The organism is Streptomyces sp. NPDC007983, from assembly GCF_042958345.1.
In the GTDB taxonomy this organism is placed as follows: Bacteria; Actinomycetota; Actinomycetes; order Streptomycetales; family Streptomycetaceae; genus Streptomyces.
This window is the reverse complement of sequence record NZ_JBIBJI010000008.1, coordinates 197,953-217,120: the sequence shown is the minus strand read 5'-3', so window position 1 is coordinate 217,120 and position 19,168 is coordinate 197,953. Positions and strand designations below refer to the sequence as shown.

15 protein-coding genes are annotated in these 19,168 nt (G+C 72.3%); 5 read left to right on the top strand and 10 right to left on the bottom strand.

Annotated elements, in window-relative coordinates; all coding sequences use genetic code 11:
• The 4 genes from ACFZCY_RS25510 to ACFZCY_RS25495 form a co-directional block, all read right to left on the bottom strand.
• Entirely contained in the window at positions 1–1,299 is a 1,299-nt protein-coding gene (locus ACFZCY_RS25510) for an MFS transporter (RefSeq protein WP_391177600.1), read from the bottom strand.
• A complete protein-coding gene (locus ACFZCY_RS25505; RefSeq protein ID WP_391177594.1) occupies positions 1,296–2,435 on the bottom strand; it encodes a pyridoxal-phosphate dependent enzyme in 1,140 nt (379 codons plus the stop codon). The genes ACFZCY_RS25510 and ACFZCY_RS25505 overlap by 4 nt, the downstream gene beginning before the upstream one ends.
• A gap of 131 nt (positions 2,436–2,566) precedes the next feature.
• Entirely contained in the window at positions 2,567–2,992 is a 426-nt protein-coding gene (locus ACFZCY_RS25500; protein ID WP_391177590.1) for a hypothetical protein, read from the bottom strand.
• Positions 2,993–3,082: 90 nt separating this feature from the next.
• Positions 3,083–3,505, bottom strand: coding sequence for a DUF6153 family protein (locus tag ACFZCY_RS25495; RefSeq protein ID WP_391177587.1), 423 nt, complete (start codon positions 3,503–3,505; stop codon positions 3,083–3,085).
• 241 nt (positions 3,506–3,746) lie between these two features.
• On the opposite strand from ACFZCY_RS25495, the gene ACFZCY_RS25490 reads away from it, so the two are divergent.
• Positions 3,747–6,446: a SpoIIE family protein phosphatase gene (locus ACFZCY_RS25490; RefSeq protein ID WP_391177584.1), complete on the top strand. Its 2,700-nt coding sequence runs from the start codon at positions 3,747–3,749 to the stop codon at positions 6,444–6,446.
• 33 nt (positions 6,447–6,479) lie between these two features.
• On the opposite strand, the gene ACFZCY_RS25485 is transcribed toward ACFZCY_RS25490, so the two are convergent.
• Positions 6,480–8,045 (bottom strand): GMC family oxidoreductase N-terminal domain-containing protein, encoded by a 1,566-nt coding sequence (locus ACFZCY_RS25485; RefSeq protein WP_391177581.1) that lies wholly within the window; start codon positions 8,043–8,045, stop codon positions 6,480–6,482.
• 399 nt (positions 8,046–8,444) lie between these two features.
• On the opposite strand from ACFZCY_RS25485, the gene ACFZCY_RS25480 reads away from it, so the two are divergent.
• From ACFZCY_RS25480 to ACFZCY_RS25465, 4 genes are all read left to right on the top strand, one after another.
• Positions 8,445–9,977 carry a family 43 glycosylhydrolase gene (locus ACFZCY_RS25480; RefSeq protein WP_391178310.1) on the top strand — a complete coding sequence of 511 codons (1,533 nt, stop codon included), beginning with the start codon at positions 8,445–8,447 and terminating at the stop codon, positions 9,975–9,977.
• A gap of 207 nt (positions 9,978–10,184) precedes the next feature.
• Positions 10,185–11,174, top strand: coding sequence for an FkbM family methyltransferase (locus ACFZCY_RS25475; RefSeq protein WP_391177577.1), 990 nt, complete (start codon positions 10,185–10,187; stop codon positions 11,172–11,174).
• A gap of 109 nt (positions 11,175–11,283) precedes the next feature.
• A complete protein-coding gene (locus ACFZCY_RS25470) occupies positions 11,284–11,835 on the top strand; it encodes a hypothetical protein (RefSeq protein ID WP_391177574.1) in 552 nt (183 codons plus the stop codon).
• A gap of 39 nt (positions 11,836–11,874) precedes the next feature.
• Complete coding sequence (locus tag ACFZCY_RS25465; protein ID WP_391177571.1) at positions 11,875–13,155, top strand: DUF1266 domain-containing protein; 1,281 nt, start codon at positions 11,875–11,877, stop codon at positions 13,153–13,155.
• Between the two features lie 22 nt (positions 13,156–13,177).
• Here the strand turns inward: ACFZCY_RS25465 and ACFZCY_RS25460 are convergent, their stop codons facing one another.
• From ACFZCY_RS25460 to ACFZCY_RS25440, 5 genes are read right to left on the bottom strand one after another with little or no spacing between them, the layout of a single operon-like run.
• Positions 13,178–13,906, bottom strand: a complete 729-nt coding sequence (locus ACFZCY_RS25460; RefSeq protein WP_391177568.1) for an FCD domain-containing protein — start codon at positions 13,904–13,906, stop codon at positions 13,178–13,180.
• Positions 13,907–13,958: 52 nt separating this feature from the next.
• Positions 13,959–15,839, bottom strand: coding sequence for a TIM barrel protein (locus ACFZCY_RS25455; protein WP_391177565.1), 1,881 nt, complete (start codon positions 15,837–15,839; stop codon positions 13,959–13,961).
• Entirely contained in the window at positions 15,836–16,855 is a 1,020-nt protein-coding gene (locus tag ACFZCY_RS25450; RefSeq protein WP_391177562.1) for an NAD(P)-dependent oxidoreductase, read from the bottom strand. The genes ACFZCY_RS25455 and ACFZCY_RS25450 overlap by 4 nt, the downstream gene beginning before the upstream one ends.
• Before the next feature lie 8 nt (positions 16,856–16,863).
• Entirely contained in the window at positions 16,864–17,724 is an 861-nt protein-coding gene (locus tag ACFZCY_RS25445) for an isocitrate lyase/phosphoenolpyruvate mutase family protein (RefSeq protein WP_391177559.1), read from the bottom strand.
• Between the two features lie 50 nt (positions 17,725–17,774).
• On the bottom strand, positions 17,775–19,142 hold the full coding sequence (locus ACFZCY_RS25440; protein WP_391177556.1) for an MFS transporter: 1,368 nt from the start codon (positions 19,140–19,142) through the stop codon (positions 17,775–17,777).
• Positions 19,143–19,168: the final 26 nt, after the last annotated feature.

Sequence of the window (19,168 nt, the reverse complement as noted above, 5' to 3'; positions counted from 1 at the left end):
TCAGGCCGCCGCGGGGCGGGGTTCCGGCACCACCGGCGCCAGGCGGCCCGTACGGTGCAGCCCGAAGAGCGCCGCCGCGCAGGCCAGGCCGAGCGCGAGCAGCACGATCCACGGAACGGCGGGCATGCCCGCTTCGCGTGCCGCGTCCAGCGCCGCGCCGGTGAGCAGGTTCCCGAGGGTGATGCCGACCCCGCAGATGGTGTTGTACAGCCCGTAGTGGGTGGCGACGAGCCGCTCCCCCGAGAGCCGGACGATGGTGTCCATCTCGAACGGGTAGGCGATCATCGTGCCCAGCGCCAGCAGGAACGCGGCGAGCGCGGGCGGCACGGCCGCGAGGACCCATCGGCCGGGCCCGCCGTCCGGCACCGGCAGCGCGGTCGCCACCAGCAGCGGCAGGAACGCCACCCCCATGAGGACCAGCCCCCAGCCCAGCGCCCGGCCGGGCGCCATGCGCGCCTTGCACCACGCGGTCACCCGGGTCTGCCCGACGATGGTGCTCAGCCCGGAGACGGCGAAGAGCAGCGCCACCGCCGCGGTGCCGAACTCCCCTTCGCCGCCGAGCCGTCGTACCTCCAGCGGCAGGGCCAGATAGACCTGGAAGGACAGCACATACGAGCCGATCATGGCGACGGAGAACAGCAGGAACGGCCGGTTGGCCACGATCCCGCGCCACTGGGTCAGCACCCGCTCATGGCCCTCCCGCCCCGGAGCCGGGCCGTCGTCGGCGCGGCGGGGCGGCAGCGACCGGATCTGCACGACGCTCAGCAGGGCGAAGATCCCGGCCGAGACCAGGCAGGTGACCTGGAAGTCGACGCCCGTCAGCACCATGCCCACCAGCGGGCCGAGCAGGATCCCGGCCTGGTAGAAGATGTTGAACAGGGCGAACGCCTCCACCCGGCGCTCCCCCGCGTCCGCGGCCAGATAGGCCCTGACCGCCGGGTTGAACAGGGCCCCGGCGAGTCCGGTGGCCGCGGAGGCGGCCAGCAGCGCGGGCAGCGACTCCACGAGCCCGAGCGTCGCGAAACCGGCGGTGCGCAGCACACACCCCGCCACGATCAGCGGCTTGTAGCCGAACCGGTCGGCCAGGGCGCCGCCGACCAGGAACATGCCCTGCTGGCTGAAGTTCCGTACGCCCAGGACGAGTCCGACCAGCCACCCGGCGAGCCCGAGCGTCCCGGACAGATGCGCGGCCAGGTAGGGCATGAGCATGTAGAAGCCGAGGTTGATGGTGAACTGGTTCACCATCAGCAGCTGGACGCTGCGCTCGTACGACCGCACCTGGGTGAGTGTCGCCTTCATCGGGCGGCCTCCGGAGCGGCCGGGGCGGCGGGCCGCGACGGCCCGGCGGGGGTGCCCGGCTCGCGCGCGGCGAGCGGGTCGACCACGGCGGTGCAGCGGGTCCAGCGGTCCACTTCCCGCTCGCCGGGGTGTCCCATCATGTCCGGTTCGGGCGCGGGCGGCTGGTCCAGCAGGCCGTTGGCGGCGCAGTAGTCGTCGTTGTACACGGTGTCCAGATAGCGCTGCGGGCCGTCCGGGAACACCGCGACGATCCGGGCGTCCGCGGGGTGGGTACGGGCCAGCCACCCGGCGACCAGCGCGACCGCGCCCACGCTCCAGCCGCCGGTGGCGTAGTGCGACGAGGCCAGCCGGCGGCAGGTCCACACCGCCTCGTGCGGGGCGACCCAGTGCACCTCGCTGAAGTTGTCGTAGGCGACGTTGCGGGGGTAGATGCTCGACCCCAGGCCGCGCATCAGGCGGGTGCGGGCGGGCTGTCCGAAGATGGTCGAGCCGATCGTGTCCACTCCCACCACCGTGATCTCGGGGTAGAGCTGGCGCAGCACCCGGGAGATGCCCGCGGAGTGGCCGCCGGTGCCGACGCTGCACACCAGGATGTCGATGTGGCCGAACCGGGAGGCCAGTTCGAGGGCGAGCGGGGTGTAGGCGGCGGTGTTGTCGGGGTTGTTGTACTGGTCGGGGCACCAGGAACCGGCCTGCCGGGCGAGGAGTTCGGTCACCCGGTCGCGGCGGGCCTGCTGCCACCCGCCCTCCGGATGCGGTTCGGTGACCATGTCGACCCAGGCTCCGTAGGCGGTCAGCAGCCGGGTCATCGACGGCTCGAGGCCGGGGTCGGTGACGAGGGTGACGGGATGGCCGTACACCAGTCCGGCCAGGGCGAGGCCGAGCCCCAGCGTGCCGCTGGTCGACTCGACGATCGCGCCGCCGGGGCGCAGGTCGCCTCGGGCGCGCGCCCGTTCGACCATGTGCAGACCGGGCCGGTCCTTGATGCCGCCGGGGTTGAAGCCCTCCAGCTTGGCCCAGAAGCCGCGGTCGGCGGGGGTCAGGGGTTCGGACACCCGCAGGACGGGCGTGTTGCCGACCAGTCCGGACAGGCCGGGGACGGTGGGGGTGGCGTCGTTGAGGATCAGAGATCGCATCTGTCCGCTTTCGGTGGTTGATGGCTCGTCGAATGCTCATCTCGGGCACGGTGCCGCCGGGTGGGCAGGCACCGATCCGCGACCCGGTCGCCGAGGGGCGGCGGCCGGGGCGCGGGCCACGACGGCCGCCTCTATATGCGCCACCGACTGGTCGAGCAGAGGGTGGATCTGACCGTCGGCGCGCGTGGGGAGAGTGTGCGCGGGCGGTCCGGATCCGCCACGGGGACGACGGCCCGGCAGGCCTCGGCCGCGGCGGAGACGGGCAGGGCACGCACCGACGGATGGACGGCCCGGCCGGATGTTTCCCGGGGCGCCGGGGCGCAGTGCTCGGAGCCCGCCGGGTCGTCGGCGGACGGCTGCCCGGCGGTCTCGGCGGCCGGGGGCTGCCGGGAGTCGTCCGCGATCCGCGGACCCTGGGCGTGTTCCGCACCGGCCGCGTGGCCGAGACAGCTGGGTGCGGTCAGCAGCAGTGCGCACAGGACGAAGGCCAGGAGCCGACGTGGCCGCCATGGGTGGCGAGCGGCCCGGGCAAGAGGGCGTGAGGCAGGGAACGGCACGGTTTCTCCGCACGGCGGCCGCCCTCCCGCCGCGTGGCGCGGGAGGTGGCGGACAGGAATCGGCAAGGACGGGTCCGATACCGGTCCGTACTAGATGCGCAGCACCGCGGTCCGCTGGAGATCCGGCGGTGCGGATCCGGCCGCCGTGGTCGCGGCCGGGTACGAGGACGGCGTGTGCCGCTCGGCGCCGGGCGCGCCCTCGGCCGGGAGAGCCGGGCACGGGGCTGTCAGCTCGGGCCCGTGCTCGGGCTGGGCGAGGACGCATTCGTGCGCGGAATGGGCCGACTCGTCGTCGTGATGCCCGGGCCCCTCGGTCTCTCCCGGGGTCTCACCGTGCGTGGCGGAGGCCACCGGGGAGGACATGCAGCCGGTCAGATGGCCGGATACGGCTTCGGCGCTCACCGCGTGCAGGGACACGAAGCCCAGCAGCAGCGCGGCCAGGCACAGCAGACGCAGCGGGCTCGCCACCGAGCGAGCCCACCGGATGCCGAAACGCGACCGGGCCGTGATCATGCGGTGATCCTAAGCGCTTCGTACGGCTACGCTGCGACACCGCCAGGGAACACGTCGTTAACAAGCCAGACACGGCCCGCGCACGACGCCCGGAGCCCGGCGCGGCGGCCGTGGACCCCGGCGGTGATCCGCCGGATGACCAGGCGGATCGCACTCGGCCCCGGATCGGCCGGAACATGATCCCGCGAGCGCGGCGACCGGCCCTGTCGGCTGGCCGAAAGGAGATGTTATAAATGCCGACATGAGCAATTTTGCTCGTATGGTCCGGGGCCGAATACGGGCGCTGTCACAAGTGCCGAGCGTCGCCGGGCAGGTCTTCATCCTGCAGGTCCTCCTGACACTCGCCCTGGTCGCCATGGCGGTGGCGGCGCTTGCGCTGGAGGCCCGCGGCCACGCCACGGACGAAGCCCGCCACCGGTCCCTGGCCGTCGCCAGGACGTTCGCGCAGGCCCCCGGCATCGCCCGGGCCATGACCGGCGCCCATCCGACGTCGCTGCTCCAGCCCCGCGCCGAGGAGACGAGGAAGCGCACCGGCGTCGACAGCGTCGTGGTCTTCGACCGGCACGGGATGCGCCTCACCCACCCCGAGACGGCGCTGATCGGCAAACGGATCATCGGCCCCGAATCGGTGGTACGGCAGGAACTGGCCGGGAAGACGATCGCGCGGACCTTCCCCGCGAGCCAGGGCCCCTCCGTGATCTCGGCGGTGCCCGTCACCACGGCCGACGGCGCCCTGGTCGGCGGGGTGTCGGTCGGGGTCCGGATCGAGAGCGTGAACAACGCGGTGGACCGCGAGCTGCCGCTGCTGCTCGGGTCCGGCGGCGGGGCCCTCGCCCTGGCGACGGCCGGGACGGCGCTGGCCAGCAGGCGGCTGCGGCGACAGACGCACGGCCTGGGGCCCGCCGAGATGACGCGCATGTACGCCCACCACGACGCGGTGCTGCACTCGGTCCGGGAAGGCGTGCTGATCATGGCCGACGACGGGCGGCTGCTGCTGGTCAACGACGAGGCCCGGCGGCTGCTCCAGCTGGCCTCCGACACCGAGGGGCGGCAGGTCACCGAGCTCGGCCTCGAACCGCCGCTGACCCGGCTGCTGGCCGCGGGGCAGCCCGTCACCGACGAGGTGCACGCCGCCGGGAAGCGGCTGCTGGCCGTCAACATCCGGCCCACCGACCGGGCGGGCGGCCCCGCCGGGAGCGTGGCGACGCTGCGGGACACCACCGAGCTGCGCGCCCTGTCCGGCCGGGCCGAGGCGGCGAGCGAGCGGCTGCGGCTGCTGTACGACGCCGGGGTACGGATCGGCTCGACCCTGGAGCTGACCGGCACCGCCGAGGAACTGGTGGCGGTGGCCGTCCCCCGGTTCGCCGACATCGCCACCGTCGAACTGCTGGAGCCGGTGCTGCGGGGCGAGGAGCCGGCAGCGCCGCACGGCGTACTGCACCGCACGGCGGTCGGCGGCGCACCCCCCGAACACCCCCTCTTCCGCTCGGGCGAGAGGGCCGTCCATCCGCCGTCCTCGCCGCAGCGGCAGACGCTGGAGAGCGGGCAGGCCGTCCTGCGCGCCGATCTGAGCGACACCTCCGCGTGGCCCACCGGGTACGAGGCCGAGGCCGGGCGCCTGCTCGACCAGGGGATCCGCTCGCTGATCAGCGTGCCGCTGCGCTTCCGCGGCGTCACCCTGGGCGTGGCCACCTTCTGCCGGACCCGGCCGAGCGGGCCGTTCGACGACGAGGATCTGGTGATCGCCGGGGAGCTGGCCGCGCGCACCGCTGTGTGCGTCGACAACGCGCGCCGCTACACCCGCGAGCACACCATGGTCACCACCCTGCAGCGCAACCTGCTGCCCGGCGCGCTGCCCGACCAGGACGCCGTGGAGGTGGCCTCCCGCTATCTGCCCGCGCGGGCCGGGGTGGGCGGGGACTGGTTCGACGTGCTCCCGCTCCCCGGGGCCCGGGTCGCCCTGGTCGTCGGCGACGTGGCCGGACAGGGGCTGCACGCGGCGGCCACCATGGGCCGGCTGCGCACCGCGGTCCAGAACTTCTCCGCCCTGGACCTGCCTCCCGACGAGGTGCTCGCCCTCCTGGACGAGCTGGTCGCCCGGCTCGACCTGGAGCGCGAGACGGATGCCGACAGCGCGCGCATCACCGGCGCCACCTGCCTGTACGCGATCTACGACCCGGTCTCCGGCCGGTGCAGTGTGGCCCGGGCCGGTCACCCGGGCCCCGTCCTGGCGTGCCCGGACGGCACCGTACACACCCCCGAGGTGCCGGTCTCCCCGCCGCTGGGCCTGGGAGGGGAACCGTTCGAGGCGGCCGACCTGTCGGTGCCCGAGGGCAGCCGGCTGATCCTGTACACCAACGGACTCGTCGCAAGCCACGACCGGGACCATGACACCGGCCTGGACCTGCTGTGCCGCACCCTCGCCGCCGCCCCGGAGCTCGACCCCGCCGCCACCTGCCAGGAGCTGTTCGCGACCGTTCTCCCGTCCCGTCCGACCGATGACACCGCCCTGCTGGTGGCCCGCACCCGCCTGCTCACCCCGGAGAACGTGGCCCACTGGGAGGTCCCCTCCGACCCCGCGGCGGTCGCCCCGCTCCGCGCCGCCTGCGTCCAGCGGATACGCGACTGGGGGCTGGGCGACACCGCCTACGCCGCCGAGCTGGTCATCAGCGAGCTGGTCACCAACGCGCTGCGGTACGGCGCCCCTCCCGTACGGATACGGCTGCTGCGCGGCCGCAGCCTGATCTGCGAGGTGTCCGACGGCAGCAACACCTCGCCCCATCTGCGGCGGGCCGGGGTGACCGACGAGGGCGGCCGGGGGCTGTTCCTGGTCTCCCAGCTCGCCCGGCACTGGGGCACCCGCTACACCGCGCACGGGAAGGTCATCTGGGCCGAGCAGACCCCGCTCGGCCCCGGACACCAGCCGCAAGGATCACCGTGAGAAACCCGTCCCGCACCCCTTGCGGGAGGGTCGTCAGCGGATGGCCGCGGGATAGCCGCGGATGAGGTCGGCGGCCTTCTCCGCGGCCATGATGACGGGGGCGTTGGTGTTCCCCCTCGGCACCGTCGGGAACACCGACGCGTCGACGACCCGCAGCCCCGCCACGTCGAACACCCGCAGCTCGGGGTCGACCACGGAGCCGATGGCGCAGGTCGACGTCGGGTGGTACAGCGTCTGCCCGACCCGCTGGGAGAAGGCGAGCAGGTCCGCGTCGGAGTCGGAGTCCGGCACGTCGAACGGCCCGGTGGTGATCCCGGCCAACGCGTCGTGTGCCGCGATCCGCAGGGCGATGCGGACCCCCTGGACCATGCAGTGCTGGTCCTCGGCCGTCATCAGATAGTTGTGCGTGATCCGGGGTGCGGCGTCCGGGCGCGCGGAGCCGAGCGTCACCCGGCCGCGGCTGGTCGGGGCCAGCACACAGGGGCCCAGCGCGAAACCGTGCTCGGTGGCGGGGCCCAGCCCCTCCTGGTGGAACAGCACCGGCGCCATGTGGAACTGGACATCCGGGGCGTCCAGTCCGGCCCGGCTGCGGAAGAAGCCACCGGCCTCGCCGATGTTGCACGTCAGCGGGCCGCGCCCCTCGTTCGCCAGCAGCGCGGCGTTCTCCGGGCTCGCCGCGGTCATCAGCGATTCGACATCGGTACGGAAGTTCAGCAGCGCCATGTAGTGGTCCTGCAGGCCCTCCCCCACCGGGAGGTCGCGCACCACATCGACACCGAAGGCCGACAGGGTGGCGGCGGGCCCGACCCCGGAGAGCATCAGCAGCTTCGGGGATTCGTACGCGCCCGCGGAAAGGATCACCTCACGCTCGGCGCGGATCGCCTCCACCGTGCCGTCGCGTTCCACCTCCACCCCTCTCGCCCGGCCGCCCTCGATCAGCACGCGGTGGGCCTGGGCGGAGGAGAGCAGGGTGAGGTTCGGCCGGTCCAGGACGGGGTGCAGATAAGCGACGGCCGCGCTGCAGCGCATGCCACCGCGCTGGGTCAGCTGAAACCGTCCGACGCCGAACTGCGTGGCGCCGTTGAAGTCGTCGTTGCGCGGGTGTCCGGCCTGCTCGGCGGCCTCCAGGTACGCGGTGGCGAGCGGGTGGCGGGACCTGCTGTCGCTGACGGTGAGCGGCCCGCCCACCGAGTGGAACGCGTCCTCGCCGCGCTCGTTGTCCTCCGCGCGCCGGAAGTACGGCAGCACATCGGCGTAACCCCAGCCGGTGGCCCCGGCGGCGGCCCAGCCGTCGTAGTCGGCACGGTTGCCGCGCATGTAGATCATCGCGTTCATCGAGCTGGAGCCACCCAGCACCTTGCCGCGGGGCAGATAGGTCCGCCTGCCGCCGAGCCCCGGTTCCGGGCCCGAGTGGAGATCCCAGTCGACCTCGCTCTTGAACAACTGGGCGAAGGCGGCGGGAACATGGATCTCCTCCGCCGTGTCGGGGCCACCCGCCTCTATCAGCGCCACCCGGACCTCGGGGTCCTCCGACAACCGGGCCGCCAGCACACATCCCGCGGATCCGGCGCCGACGATGACGTAGTCGTAAGTGTTCATCCGATTTCCTTCGACCGAGGCTGCGGCGGACCGTGCGCACCCCATTGTTCCTGGTGGGCATCATGTGCCGGTCAACCAGGTGGATCTGACGCCGAATCAGAACGTCCGGGGTTCTTGCCCATAAAGTCCCCCACTGCCACACTCATGCGCGGTAAGCGCTTACTGGACCGAGTACCTGCACTCATCCCCGTTCGAGATACGGAGAAGACAGTGAGCCGACACAGTCGCAGGCACGTGATACGGACCGGTCTCGGCGCGGCGGCCGCGTCGACGGTCCTGGGCGCGGCCGGTGGCACCGCCCGCGCCGAGGCGGCCGCCCGAGGAGCGGTGGCCACAGGTCCGGAGGCCGCGGGGGCGCAGGCCGCCCCGGGGCGGGGACGGCTGCCGTGGGTGGCCGACCTGGGAGACGGCCGCTACCGGAATCCCGTGCTCAACGCCGACTGGTCCGACCCCGACGCGATCCGGGTGGGCGATCACTTCTATCTGGTCGCCTCCACCTTCAACCGCGTCCCCGGACTGCCCGTCCTGCGCTCCACCGACCTGGTCAACTGGACCATCATCGGACACGCCCTGACCGAACTGCTGCCCAAGGACCACTTCAGCGAGCCGCGGCACGGCCAAGGGGTGTGGGCCCCGGCCCTGCGCCACCACGACGGCAAGTTCTGGATCTTCTATCCGGACCCAGACTTCGGGATCTTCGTGGTGACCGCCACCGATCCGCGTGGCCCGTGGAGCACACCGCATCCACTCAAGCCGGGCAAGGGCCTGATCGATCCGTGTCCGCTGTGGGACGACGACGGGCAGGCGTATCTGATCCACGCCTGGGCGAAGAGCCGCAGCGGCATCAACAACCGGCTGACGCTGCACCGGATGAGCCCGGACGGGACCGCCCTGCTGGATGAGGGCCGTGTCGTCGTCAACGGCGACGAGTTGCCCGGCTACACCACCCTGGAGGGGCCGAAGCTCTATAAGCGGGACGGCTGGTACTGGATCTTCGCCCCGGCCGGAGGCGTCACCAGCGGCTGGCAGTCGGCGTTTCGCTCCCGCTCCGTCCAGGGCCCGTACGAGGACCGCGTCGTGCTCGCCCAGGGCGACAGTCCCGTCAACGGGCCGCACCAGGGAGCGTGGGTGAGCACACCGGGCGGCGAGGACTGGTTCCTGCACTTCCAGGACCGCGGGACCTACGGGCGGGTGGTGCACCTCCAGCCGATGCGGTGGCGCTCCGACGGCTGGCCGGTGATGGGCGAGGACGACGGCAGCGGCCGGGGTACCCCGGTGCTGATGCACACCAAGCCACGGGTCCACGGCCGGACGAGAGTGACGGCGCCCGCCACCGGCGACGAGTTCACCGGGCCGGAGCTGGGGAAACAGTGGAGCTGGCAGGCGAACGCCGACCCGGCCTGGTGGTCCTTCCGCCACTTCCCCCGCCGCCTCGCGCTGGCCTGCCACCCCAGCCCGGTCAGCCACGATCTGCGGCTGCTGCCGAATGTGCTGGGCCAGCGGCTGCCCGCCGAATCCTTCACGGCGACGACCTCCATGACGCTGTCCACCACCACCGCGGAAGCCCGCGCCGGGCTGGTCATGCTGGGCGCGACGTACTGCTGGGCGGGGCTGCGCCACGACGGCGACCGGATCGTCCTGGTGTGCCGCACCGCGCAGGAGGACGCCGCCGAGGTGGACGCCGCCCCGCCGGTGCCGCTGGGGAGGATGCGCGCCGCGGTGCGGCTGCGGGTGGCCGTGGGCCCCGGAGCGGTGTGCCGGTTCGCGGCCGACACGGACGGCCGGGGGTTCGCCCCGCTCGGCCCGCCGTTCACGGCGACCGCGGGCACCTGGATCGGGGCGACCGTGGGACTCTTCGCCACCGGACCGGAGGCGGTGACCCGGCGCGGCGCGGCGGAATTCGACTGGTTCCGGGTGGCCCCGGCGCCCTGACCATCACCATCGGTCACGTCTACCCGGTACCGTCCCTTTTCGGCCACCTCCTGTTCACCCGCGTACGGCCCGGTCGTCTCCGGCGGCCGGGCCGCTTGGCACATTTTTCTTCAAAAAGGAGGGGGTCCGGGCCGAGAGGCGGCAGAGAAGTGCACCAATTGGCCGTAAGGGGGAGCCGAGACGGCCGAGACCTGCGAGGCTGTCTTGATGCAAACCCTTTACAGAAGACTGCTGAGTGTGCTCCCCCGGCTCGGAGTGCAGGTGCTCGACCTCGGCTCGGGTACGGCGGTGCTCTCCCGGCGCGGCAAGCGGAACCGCGTCCCCGTGGGCCGGGAGGCCGACCTGGTGACGCGCGGCAGCAGCCGTTTCGCGGTGACCCGGGTGCGGCCGGACACGTGGGTGGTGGCCCGCGGCCGGGGCGACCCCCCGTCCGACGCGTGGACGAATGTCCGGCTCGGCGACACCGGTGCCCATCTCCTCTACGACGCGAAGGCCTCCGACGAACGCTCGCTCCAGCTGGCGGCCGCCACGTATCTGTGCGGCCACCATGTGGCCGGGCTGCTGGAGAAGTACGAGGTGAACTGCGTTTTCGACGTGGGGGCCAACGCCGGTCAGTACGGCAGGCGGCTGCGCGGGCTCGGCTATACGGGAAGAATCGTTTCCTTCGAACCCACCGAGGAGGCGTTCGCGAAGCTGGAGCGGGCCGCCGAGGACGATCCCGAGTGGTGGGTGTTCCCCTTCGCCCTCGGGCGTGAGGAGGCGACCCGGTCCATGCACGTGGGCTGGGCCACCATGAACTCGCTGCTCCCGGCCAGCGACTACGGCAAGGACCGCTACCGGCGGTTCGCGAAGGACCGTACGGAGGAGATCGAGATCCGCAGGCTGGACAGCGTGATGGACAAGGCGCTGGCCGGTCTCACCGACCCCCGCCCCTATCTGAAGATGGACACCCAGGGATACGACCTGGAGGTGTTCGCGGGCGCCGGGGAACGGATCGAGGAGTTCGTGGGGATGCAGTCGGAGGTCGCGCCTCTGCGGCTCTACGAGGGCAGCCCCGGGATGAGCGAGGCCATCGCCGCGTACGAGAAGAGTGGCTTCGGCATCACGGGCATGTACCCGGTGACCCGCGAGGACACGACGGGCCGCGTGGTGGAGTTCGACTGCGTCATGATGCGCGCGGACGCCGCTCCGCGGTGAAGCGATGCCTCACGGGGCCGGTGGTCCGGCCCCGTGAGGCCACGGCGGCCGTGCGGACGCCACGTCGCATAGGGTGTCGCAAACTGGATCGCTTGGGGTGAGGAAGTCCATGTCGCTGCCGACACTGCCCGGCAACCCGTATGGCGCGGTTCCCGGTACGGGGTACGGAACGGCGCAGCCCGTGGCCGATCGGCCGCCGCTGCCGGGGTATCCCCTTCGCCCCGCTCCGTCGGAGCGCCCAGCCGGGCCGGAGGCCCCGTATGCCGCTCCGTGGCAGCTCGCGTGCCAGATGTGCGGCGGGTCGCCCGCGGCCACGATGGCCCTCCGGCACCACCAAGGGCTGTTCTTCATCATGCTGTTCCGCAAACGGAAGGGCCAGTTCTGCCGGACCTGCGGCACGGCGCTCTTCCGGAAGCACACCGCCATGACGATGTGGCAGGGGTGGTGGCATCCGCTGTCCGCGATCCTGTTCAACCCCGTCACCATCATCCTGAATCTGCGGGCCCACTCGAAGATCGAGCGTCTGCCGGGACCCGGCCCCGACCCCTTCCACAGCCGACTCCCCCTGGGCAAACCCCTCTTGCTCCGGCCGGGCGCCCTCTTCGGGCTGCTGCCCGCCGCGGTCGTCCTGCTCTTCCTCGCCATGCTGATCGCGGGGTAGCGGAAGCCCGACCGGCGGCGCTCGGTAGAGTCCTGTGTCATGGGTTACGGGGAGGGAAACGCGGTCGGCCGTACGGAACTTCAGGCGCCGCCCGCATGGCAGGCGCCGGGTGAGGTCGAGCGGAGGCTGTACGAGGCCAAGGTGCGCGGTGACTGGTCCGCGTTCTTCGATGTGCTGGCCGAGGAAGATCTCTTCTTCGCCGACTCCGTGGCCCGGATCGAGGCCGATCCGGGGACGTTTCTGTGCACGCCCTACTGGTACTCCCAGGTCCGGGCCAACTGCCTGCCCCTCCTCACCGATGGCATGCTGCCCCCTCCCGACGCGGAGACCGCCTTCTGCCGCACCGACCTGGACTGGCTCGCGGACGGGTGGCGGGACAGCGACACCTCATGGATCGTGATCAACCCGGGGAGCCCCTGTGAGGTGTTCTTCCCCGCGACACCGGCCCATCGCGCGCTGTGGCAGCAGCATGTGCGGCGCCTCGAGCAACGCGACCGCGGGCGGCCCCACTACCTCATGCGGCTGCGCGCGCTGGAGGGAAGCGGGGCGGCGGCGGGGGCGGTGGCCCACGGCCTGGGGCTGATCGCGCTGCTGTCCGTCAGCAACGGGGATCTGTGGAACGCCATCGACTATCACGGCACGGGCTACAAGGGTGAGAAGAACCGCCTCAAGGAGTGGTGGGGCATCACCAGCCGCGAGGAGTGGCGGCATCACCAGGAGCAGTTGCTCGAAGCGGACCAGGTCGGCGGTGGCGCCTGGGAGTTCGTCCTCGGGATCAGGCGGTCGCTGTCCCGGGAGTTCGGCGGCCCCGTCGAGGTGGGCCAGTGGCGGCAGGCGGCCGAGAAGGTGCTGCGGCGGGGCACCGAGGCCACCGAGTACCGGCTGAGCGCCGACGGGGTGACCAAGGTCGGCCCCCTCGACGGCGCCGAGGTGGCGGCGCAGATCGCGGGAGTGCAGCGGCTCATCGGGCGCATCGCCCGCTACGAGAAGCGTTTCCGCGCCGACGGGCTGCTGGCGGAGGGGAAGTTCGTCCCGTCCGTGGAGGCGTGGGATTACGGGCGGGCCGCCGGAATGGCCCGCTGGGGGCTGGGCGCCCGCTACTGCGACCGGCGGGAGGCCGAGAACGCGATCGCCCGTGCCAGCAGGCTCGGCAGGCTCAACTACCGCTCCTGGGAGGAGTTTTCCGCGTCCTACATCCTCGGCCGGTGTCTGCACTTCGACGAGGAGGAATTCGGCACCTGGTACCAGGACATGCTGGAAGCACACCGCATCCTCACCACCGACCCCGGCAGCCCCTGGCTCACGATCCCCTGGAAATAGGCGCTCAGCCGGACCCGGGCGCTCAGCTGGACAGGCCCAGCTTGCGGCGCAGGCCCGCCGCCTTGGATTCGGCGTCGCGGGCGGCCCGGGCGCGCAGGGCCAGCAGGTAGTTCTCGCGCGTCCGCATGATGTGCGCCTTCAGGATCTCCTCGAGCTCGTCCGTACGGCCCGCGGCGAAGATCTCTACGACCCGCCGGTGTTCCTCGAAGGAGCGCGCCGGTTCCGTGGTGGCGAGAAAGGTGAGGTGCACGCGGAGCGCCGAGACGCGGGCCAGGCTCATCTGGTGGGCGTCGCTGAGGTAGCGGTTGCCGCAGTGGGCGAAGAACGCCTCGTGGAAGGCGGTGTCGGCGCGTCCGTACGCCTTGGTGTCGTTGCCCGCAAGGGCATCGGTCATGGCCTCGACGGCGCGGCGCATGGCGGCGAGGGCGGCGTCGGGGTTGCGTTCGAGGGCCAGCTGGGCCGCGCGGATCTCCAGGGTGGTGCGGTATTCGCACAGCTCGAAGATCTCGTCCTCGGTGGGCTGGAAGACGTACGTCCCGGACTTGGGCACGATCTCGACCAGGCCCTGGAGGCGCAGCATGCGCAGGGCCTCGCGGACCGGTGTGCGGCTCACTCCGAGGGCGGAGGCGAGACCGTCCTCGGACAGCGCCTCGCCAAGGTCGAACTCGCCGTCCACGATCGCCGCGCGGAGACGGCGTGCCACCTCGGAGGCCAGCGACGAGGACCGTCCGCCACCCGTCGTGCGTGCCATGCCCCTCCGTCCATGGGTGTGTCCAGGGGTATGTCCCCGCTTATCCCGAACGCTACCGTAGCCGCCGTATCGCCGGATCCGGCCCGGCCTGGGTGAGGGCGAGGCGGGCGGTGCGGTGGGCGGCCATGCGGACGGGAGCGTTGGCGGCGCCGTAGCCGGCGTACCGGCCGACGCGCTGGACGAGTTCGAAGAAGACCGCACCGCCCAGGATCTCCGTGTAGCAGTGGAGGAACGCGCCGTCGGCATCGCGGTCGTAGAAGATGCCCAGCTCGCGGAGGTCGGTGAGGAGCGCGGGGTCGGGGCCGAGCCGGGCGTCGAGGTCGTCGTAGTAGTTGTCCGGGACGGCCAGCAGAGGCGCCCCGCGGTCGCGTACGGCACGGGCGGTCGCCACGATGTCGTCGGTGGCGAAGGCGATGTGCTGGGGGCTGGTGACCGGTGGCGCCCAGTCGCCCCGGCGCAGCAGGGTGACCGACAGCGCGATGCGGAGCCGCTCGGCGGGGTCGGTGAAGGCCCGGCTGCGGACCAGGCCGAAGGGGGCGGCGTATTCGGCGGTGGGCTGCGAGGTGAGGCCGAGGACGGCGCGGTAGAAGAGGGTGGCCTCGTCGAAGTGGTCGAACGGCTGGGTGAGCGCGATGTGGTCGACGCGGGTGACGCCCGCGCCGGGCCGGTCCGGTGGGTCGGCGGCGGGTGTGAAGTCGGCGAGCCAGTCGTCGCCGGTGCCGCAGAAGAACACCTCGGTGCCGTCCGGGGCCGCGACGGCTGCGAGGTCGGCCTCGGCCGGGCCCCGGGTGCGCGGCAGGACCGGGGCGAGCAGTGCCTCGGCGCGGGCGGCCGAGGCGGCCGGGTCGGCGGTGTGCAGACCCAGGGCGCTGATCGCGCCGCCGGGGCGGGTCGCACCGGTGTTGAGGAGGAGCCGGGCCTCGCCCTGGGTCCACAGCTGGACGGGTTTGGTGCGGTGGTGTCCGGTGTGGGTGAAGCCGAGCGCGGCCAGCGCCTGAGCGATCAGCGGCCCGGACTCCGTATCGACGGCCACCTCGGCGAACGCGACGCCGCTGGGAGCGGACCCCGTCGGCACAGCCGGTACGGTGGGCACGGCGCCCGCCGATGGGGCGTCCGCGCGGCGGGCGGTGGCGTCGCGCAGCGCCAGCAGCGAGCGGTGGGCGTCGATGGCCGTGCGGCCCGGGTCGGCCTGGCGGAAGACGTCGTTGAAGACTTCCAGCGACAGGGGTCCCCGGTAGCCCGCGGCCAGCACATGGCTGAGGAACGCGGACAGGTCCCAGGCGCCCTGGCCGGGGAAGAGCCGGTGGTGGCGGCTCCACTGGAGTACGTCCATGTCCAGGTGGGGCGCGTCGGCGAGCTGGAGGAAGAACAGCTTCTCGGCGGGGATGTCCCGGATGCCCGCGGGGTCCGAGCCGCGGGAGAGGATGTGGAAGCTGTCCAGGCACAGTCCGAGCGCCGGGTGGCCGGCGCGCTCGACCACGTCGAGGGACGCCTCGTAGGTGTCGATGTGGGCGCCCCAGGCGAGGGCTTCGTAGGCGATGCGTATGCCGTGGGCCGCGGCGCGCTCGGCCGCCGTGTGCAGCTGCCCGGCGAGCAGGTCGGGGTCGGGGACCGCGTCCGGGGAGACCGAGGAGCACACCAGCAGGGTGTCTGCGCCCAGCCGCCGCATCACCTCCAGCTTGCGCTCCAGGCGGGTCAGGTTGGCGGCGAAGCGGTCCGGTGAGGTGGAGTCGAGGTCGCGGAAGGGCTGGTAGAGGTCGATGGACAGGCCGAGGTCGGCGCAGCGGGCCCGGATCGCGGCGGGGGCGAGTGGGGAGGCGACGAGGTCGGGTTCGAAGATCTCGACCCCGGCGAAACCGGCGTCCGCCGCGGCGGTGAGCTTGTCGTCCAGGGTTCCCGACAGGCAGACCGTGGCCACCGCTGTACGGGTCATGTGGTGCGTCCTCCTCCGGGGCGGGCGATGCTGCGGGGGGCGGGGATGACGGTGTGCCGCACGCCGTGGTTGACCAGGTAGGTGGGCAGCCGCCCCTGGGCGACTTCTACCACGTTGCGCGCCGTCTTCGTGCGGATCTCGATCTCGGAGTCCTCCGAGTACCAGGCGGTGTGCGGGGTGAGGACCACGTTCTCGCATCGCGCCAGCGGGCTGTCGGGCCCGATGGGTTCGTGCGCGAAGACGTCCAGGGCGGCGCCGCCGATACGTCCCGAGCGCAGCGCCCCGATGAGCGCGGCCTCGTCCACGACCGGGCCGCGCGCGGTGTTGACCAGGCAGGCGGTCGGCTTCATGACGGCGAACTGCCCGGGCCCGATCATCCCTTCGGTCTCCGGCGTCAGCGGGGCGTGCACGGACACCACATCGGCTTCACGGCAGAGCGTGTCGAGGTCCACGAGCCGGATGCCGAGCGCCGCCGCCCGGGAGGTGTCGGGATGGGGGTCGTGGGCGAGGAGTGTCATCCCGAAGCCGCTCATCTTCTCGGCGAGCCGCTGCGGGATGCGGCCGAAGCCGACGAGCCCGAGTGTGCGTCCGCGCAGCCGCCGCAGCGGTTTCGCGACGGTGTAGTCCCAGGTGCCCCGGCGGATCGCGGCGTCGTAGCGGTGCAGGCCCCGGGCGAGGGTGAGGATCTGCGCGGCGGCGTGGTCGGACACCTCCTCCAGGGAGCCGTCCGGCACGTTGGCGACGGCGATGCCCGCTTCGGTCGCCGCGGGGACGTCGATGGTGTTGAGTCCGATGCCGTAGCGGGAGATGACCTGGCAGCGGGTCAGTTTCCGGATGACTTCGGCGGTGACGGGGGCGTACTGGTTGATCACGGCGTCGGCGTCGGCGCAGACCTCGATCAGCTCGTCCTCGGTGCGGGCCTGGGCGGGTACGAGGGTGAGCCCGGCCGCCTCCAGGACCTGCCGCTCGGGCTCCAGGTCGGCGAATTCGTAGTCGGTGACGACCACGGTGAACATGATGGCGCTCAGCTCCCGAAGCGGTGGTCGAGGTCCTGGTGGAAGCCGAGGTCGACCAGGTCGCAGAACTCGGCGTAGGTGTGCTGGGCCGGGCCGCCCGCGGGGGTTCCGGCGGTGCGCAGGTGGTCCAGTGCGTCGGCGACCGCGCGGGTGGCGGTGAACAGCGCGGTGACCGCGTAGAAGACGATTCGGAACCCCAGGTCGGCGAGGTCGGTCGCGGTGAGCCGGGTGGTCTCGTTCCCGTCCACGATGGAGACGACCTTGGGTCCTTCGACGGCCTTGGCGACGGCCTCCACCTCCTCGACGCGTTTGATGCCGTCGACGAAGACGAGGTCGGCTCCGGCGTCCCGGTAGCGGCGGGCGCGGCGTACCGCCTCCTCGATTCCGGCGGCGGGCAGTGCGTCGGTGCGTCCGATGACGAGCAGGTCGTCGCCGCCCCGGGCCTCGACGGCGCAGGCGATCCGGGCGGCGCTCTCGTCCTCGTCCATCAGCCGGATGCCGCTCATCTGGCCGCACCGCTTGGGCGCCACCTGGTCCTCCAGGTGGATGGCCGCCACCTGGGCCTGGACGTACTCGCGCACGGTGCGGTGGATGTTGGAGGGGCCGCCGTATCCGGTGTCGGCGTCCGCGATGACCGGGATGGTCACCGCGCGGGTCATGTTGCGGGCGTGTTCGGTCATCTCGGTCTGGGTGAGCAGCCCGATGTCGGGGGTGCCCAGCCGGCTGGCCGTGGCCCCGAAGCCGGTCATGTAGACGGCCGGGAACCCGGCGGCCTGGACGAGGCGGGCCGTGGCCGAGTCGGGCGCGCCCGGGGCCTGGACGATGCCGGGGCCGTTCAGGAGGGCGTTGAGCGACGTGGCGGCTGACACGGTCGGCTCCTTTCGGTGAGTCGGTGCCAGTGGGTCGGTGTCGCGGGGCGTCAGCGGGCGGTGGCGGGCGCGTCGGCCACCGGCGCCGGACCGGTTTCGGAGCCGGGCTGCCGCGCGGGGCTGCGCCACAGCAGGATCAGCACGACCGAGACGGCCAGGGACACCACGGGGATGAGCAGGCCCGCCGTCACGGTGTCGCCGTCGGTCTCCTTGCCGACGATGTAGGGGCCGAAGAACCCGCCGAGGTTGCCGATGGAGTTGATGGCGGCGATGCCGACGGCGGCGTGCGTCTTGGACAGGCTGTCGGTGGTGAGCGCCCAGAACGGCGGCAGCCAGGCGAAGGCGCCGATCCCGGTCACCGCGAGCGCGACCACCGCGGGCCCGGGGTGGTGCCGCAGTGCGATCACCGCGGCGAGGCCCACGGCCCCGAGCGCGAGCGGCACGGCGACCAGGTATTTGCGCTCGCGGGCGCGCTTGGACAGCTGGGCGGTGAGCAGCAGCGCGAGCGCGGCGCAGAGGTAGGGGACGGCGGCGGTGAAGCCGATGTTGGTGGCCGAGTAGGCGGGGTTGATCTGCTTGATGATCAGCGGCAGGAAGAGGTTGAACCCGTAGGTGCCGATGGCGAGCGCGAGATGGGTGGCGGCCAGGTGCAGCACCCGGCGGTTCCGCAGGGCGGCGAGTTGCACGCGTACGCCCTCGTCGTGGCCGGTGCCCTGTTCGGCCTCCAGGGAGGTGCGCAGCCACTCGCGGTCGGCGGGGGCGAGCCAGCGCGCGGTCGCCGGGGAGTCCGGGAGGAAGAGGAACGTCACGACGGCCATCAGGATCGCCGGTACGCCGGTCAGGATGAACAGCCAGCGCCAGCCCGCCATGCCGAACCAGCCGGTGTGGTCCAGGATCAGGCCGCCGAGGAGCCCGCCGCAGATGAACGAGACCGGCTGGGCCAGCACCAGCCAGCCGAGCGCGACGGCCCGGTCGCCGGAGCGGAACCACAGGGTGAGGTAGACGATGATGCCGGGGAAGAAACCGGCCTCCGCGATGCCGAGCAGGAAGCGCATCACGTACAGCATCTGCACATTGGTGGTGAACCCGGTGATCACGGTGATGATCCCCCAGGTCGCCATGATGCGGGCGAGCCAGGCGCGGGCGCCGAAGCGGCGCAGCAGCAGGTTGCTCGGCACCTCGAAGAAGAAGTACGCGACGAAGAAGATCGAGGCGGCGAGGCCGTAGGCGGCGGCCTTGATGCCCAGTTCGGTGCCCATGCCCAGCTGGGCGAAGCCGATGTTGGTGCGGTCGACGTACGCGATGACATAGCCGACCGCGATGAGCGGAAGGAGGCGCCAGGTGATGCGCGAGACGGCTGCCCGCTGCCCGGCCTCGTCCAAAGGCGTGGCGGGGGTGCCGCTGGGTGCGTGTGTCATGTGCTTCCTCGGTCGTGCGGGGAGGA

Coding starts and splice junctions, on each gene's coding strand:
- ACFZCY_RS25510 (WP_391177600.1), bottom strand. CDS start 1,299: ATGAAGGCGACACTCACCCAGGTGCGGTCGTACGAGCGCAGCGTCCAG.
- ACFZCY_RS25505 (WP_391177594.1), bottom strand. CDS start 2,435: ATGCGATCTCTGATCCTCAACGACGCCACCCCCACCGTCCCCGGCCTG.
- ACFZCY_RS25495 (WP_391177587.1), bottom strand. CDS start 3,505: ATGATCACGGCCCGGTCGCGTTTCGGCATCCGGTGGGCTCGCTCGGTG.
- ACFZCY_RS25490 (WP_391177584.1), top strand. CDS start 3,747: ATGAGCAATTTTGCTCGTATGGTCCGGGGCCGAATACGGGCGCTGTCA.
- ACFZCY_RS25485 (WP_391177581.1), bottom strand. CDS start 8,045: ATGAACACTTACGACTACGTCATCGTCGGCGCCGGATCCGCGGGATGT.
- ACFZCY_RS25475 (WP_391177577.1), top strand. CDS start 10,185: ATGCAAACCCTTTACAGAAGACTGCTGAGTGTGCTCCCCCGGCTCGGA.
- ACFZCY_RS25470 (WP_391177574.1), top strand. CDS start 11,284: ATGTCGCTGCCGACACTGCCCGGCAACCCGTATGGCGCGGTTCCCGGT.
- ACFZCY_RS25465 (WP_391177571.1), top strand. CDS start 11,875: ATGGGTTACGGGGAGGGAAACGCGGTCGGCCGTACGGAACTTCAGGCG.
- ACFZCY_RS25460 (WP_391177568.1), bottom strand. CDS start 13,906: ATGGCACGCACGACGGGTGGCGGACGGTCCTCGTCGCTGGCCTCCGAG.
- ACFZCY_RS25455 (WP_391177565.1), bottom strand. CDS start 15,839: ATGACCCGTACAGCGGTGGCCACGGTCTGCCTGTCGGGAACCCTGGAC.
- ACFZCY_RS25450 (WP_391177562.1), bottom strand. CDS start 16,855: ATGTTCACCGTGGTCGTCACCGACTACGAATTCGCCGACCTGGAGCCC.
- ACFZCY_RS25440 (WP_391177556.1), bottom strand. CDS start 19,142: ATGACACACGCACCCAGCGGCACCCCCGCCACGCCTTTGGACGAGGCC.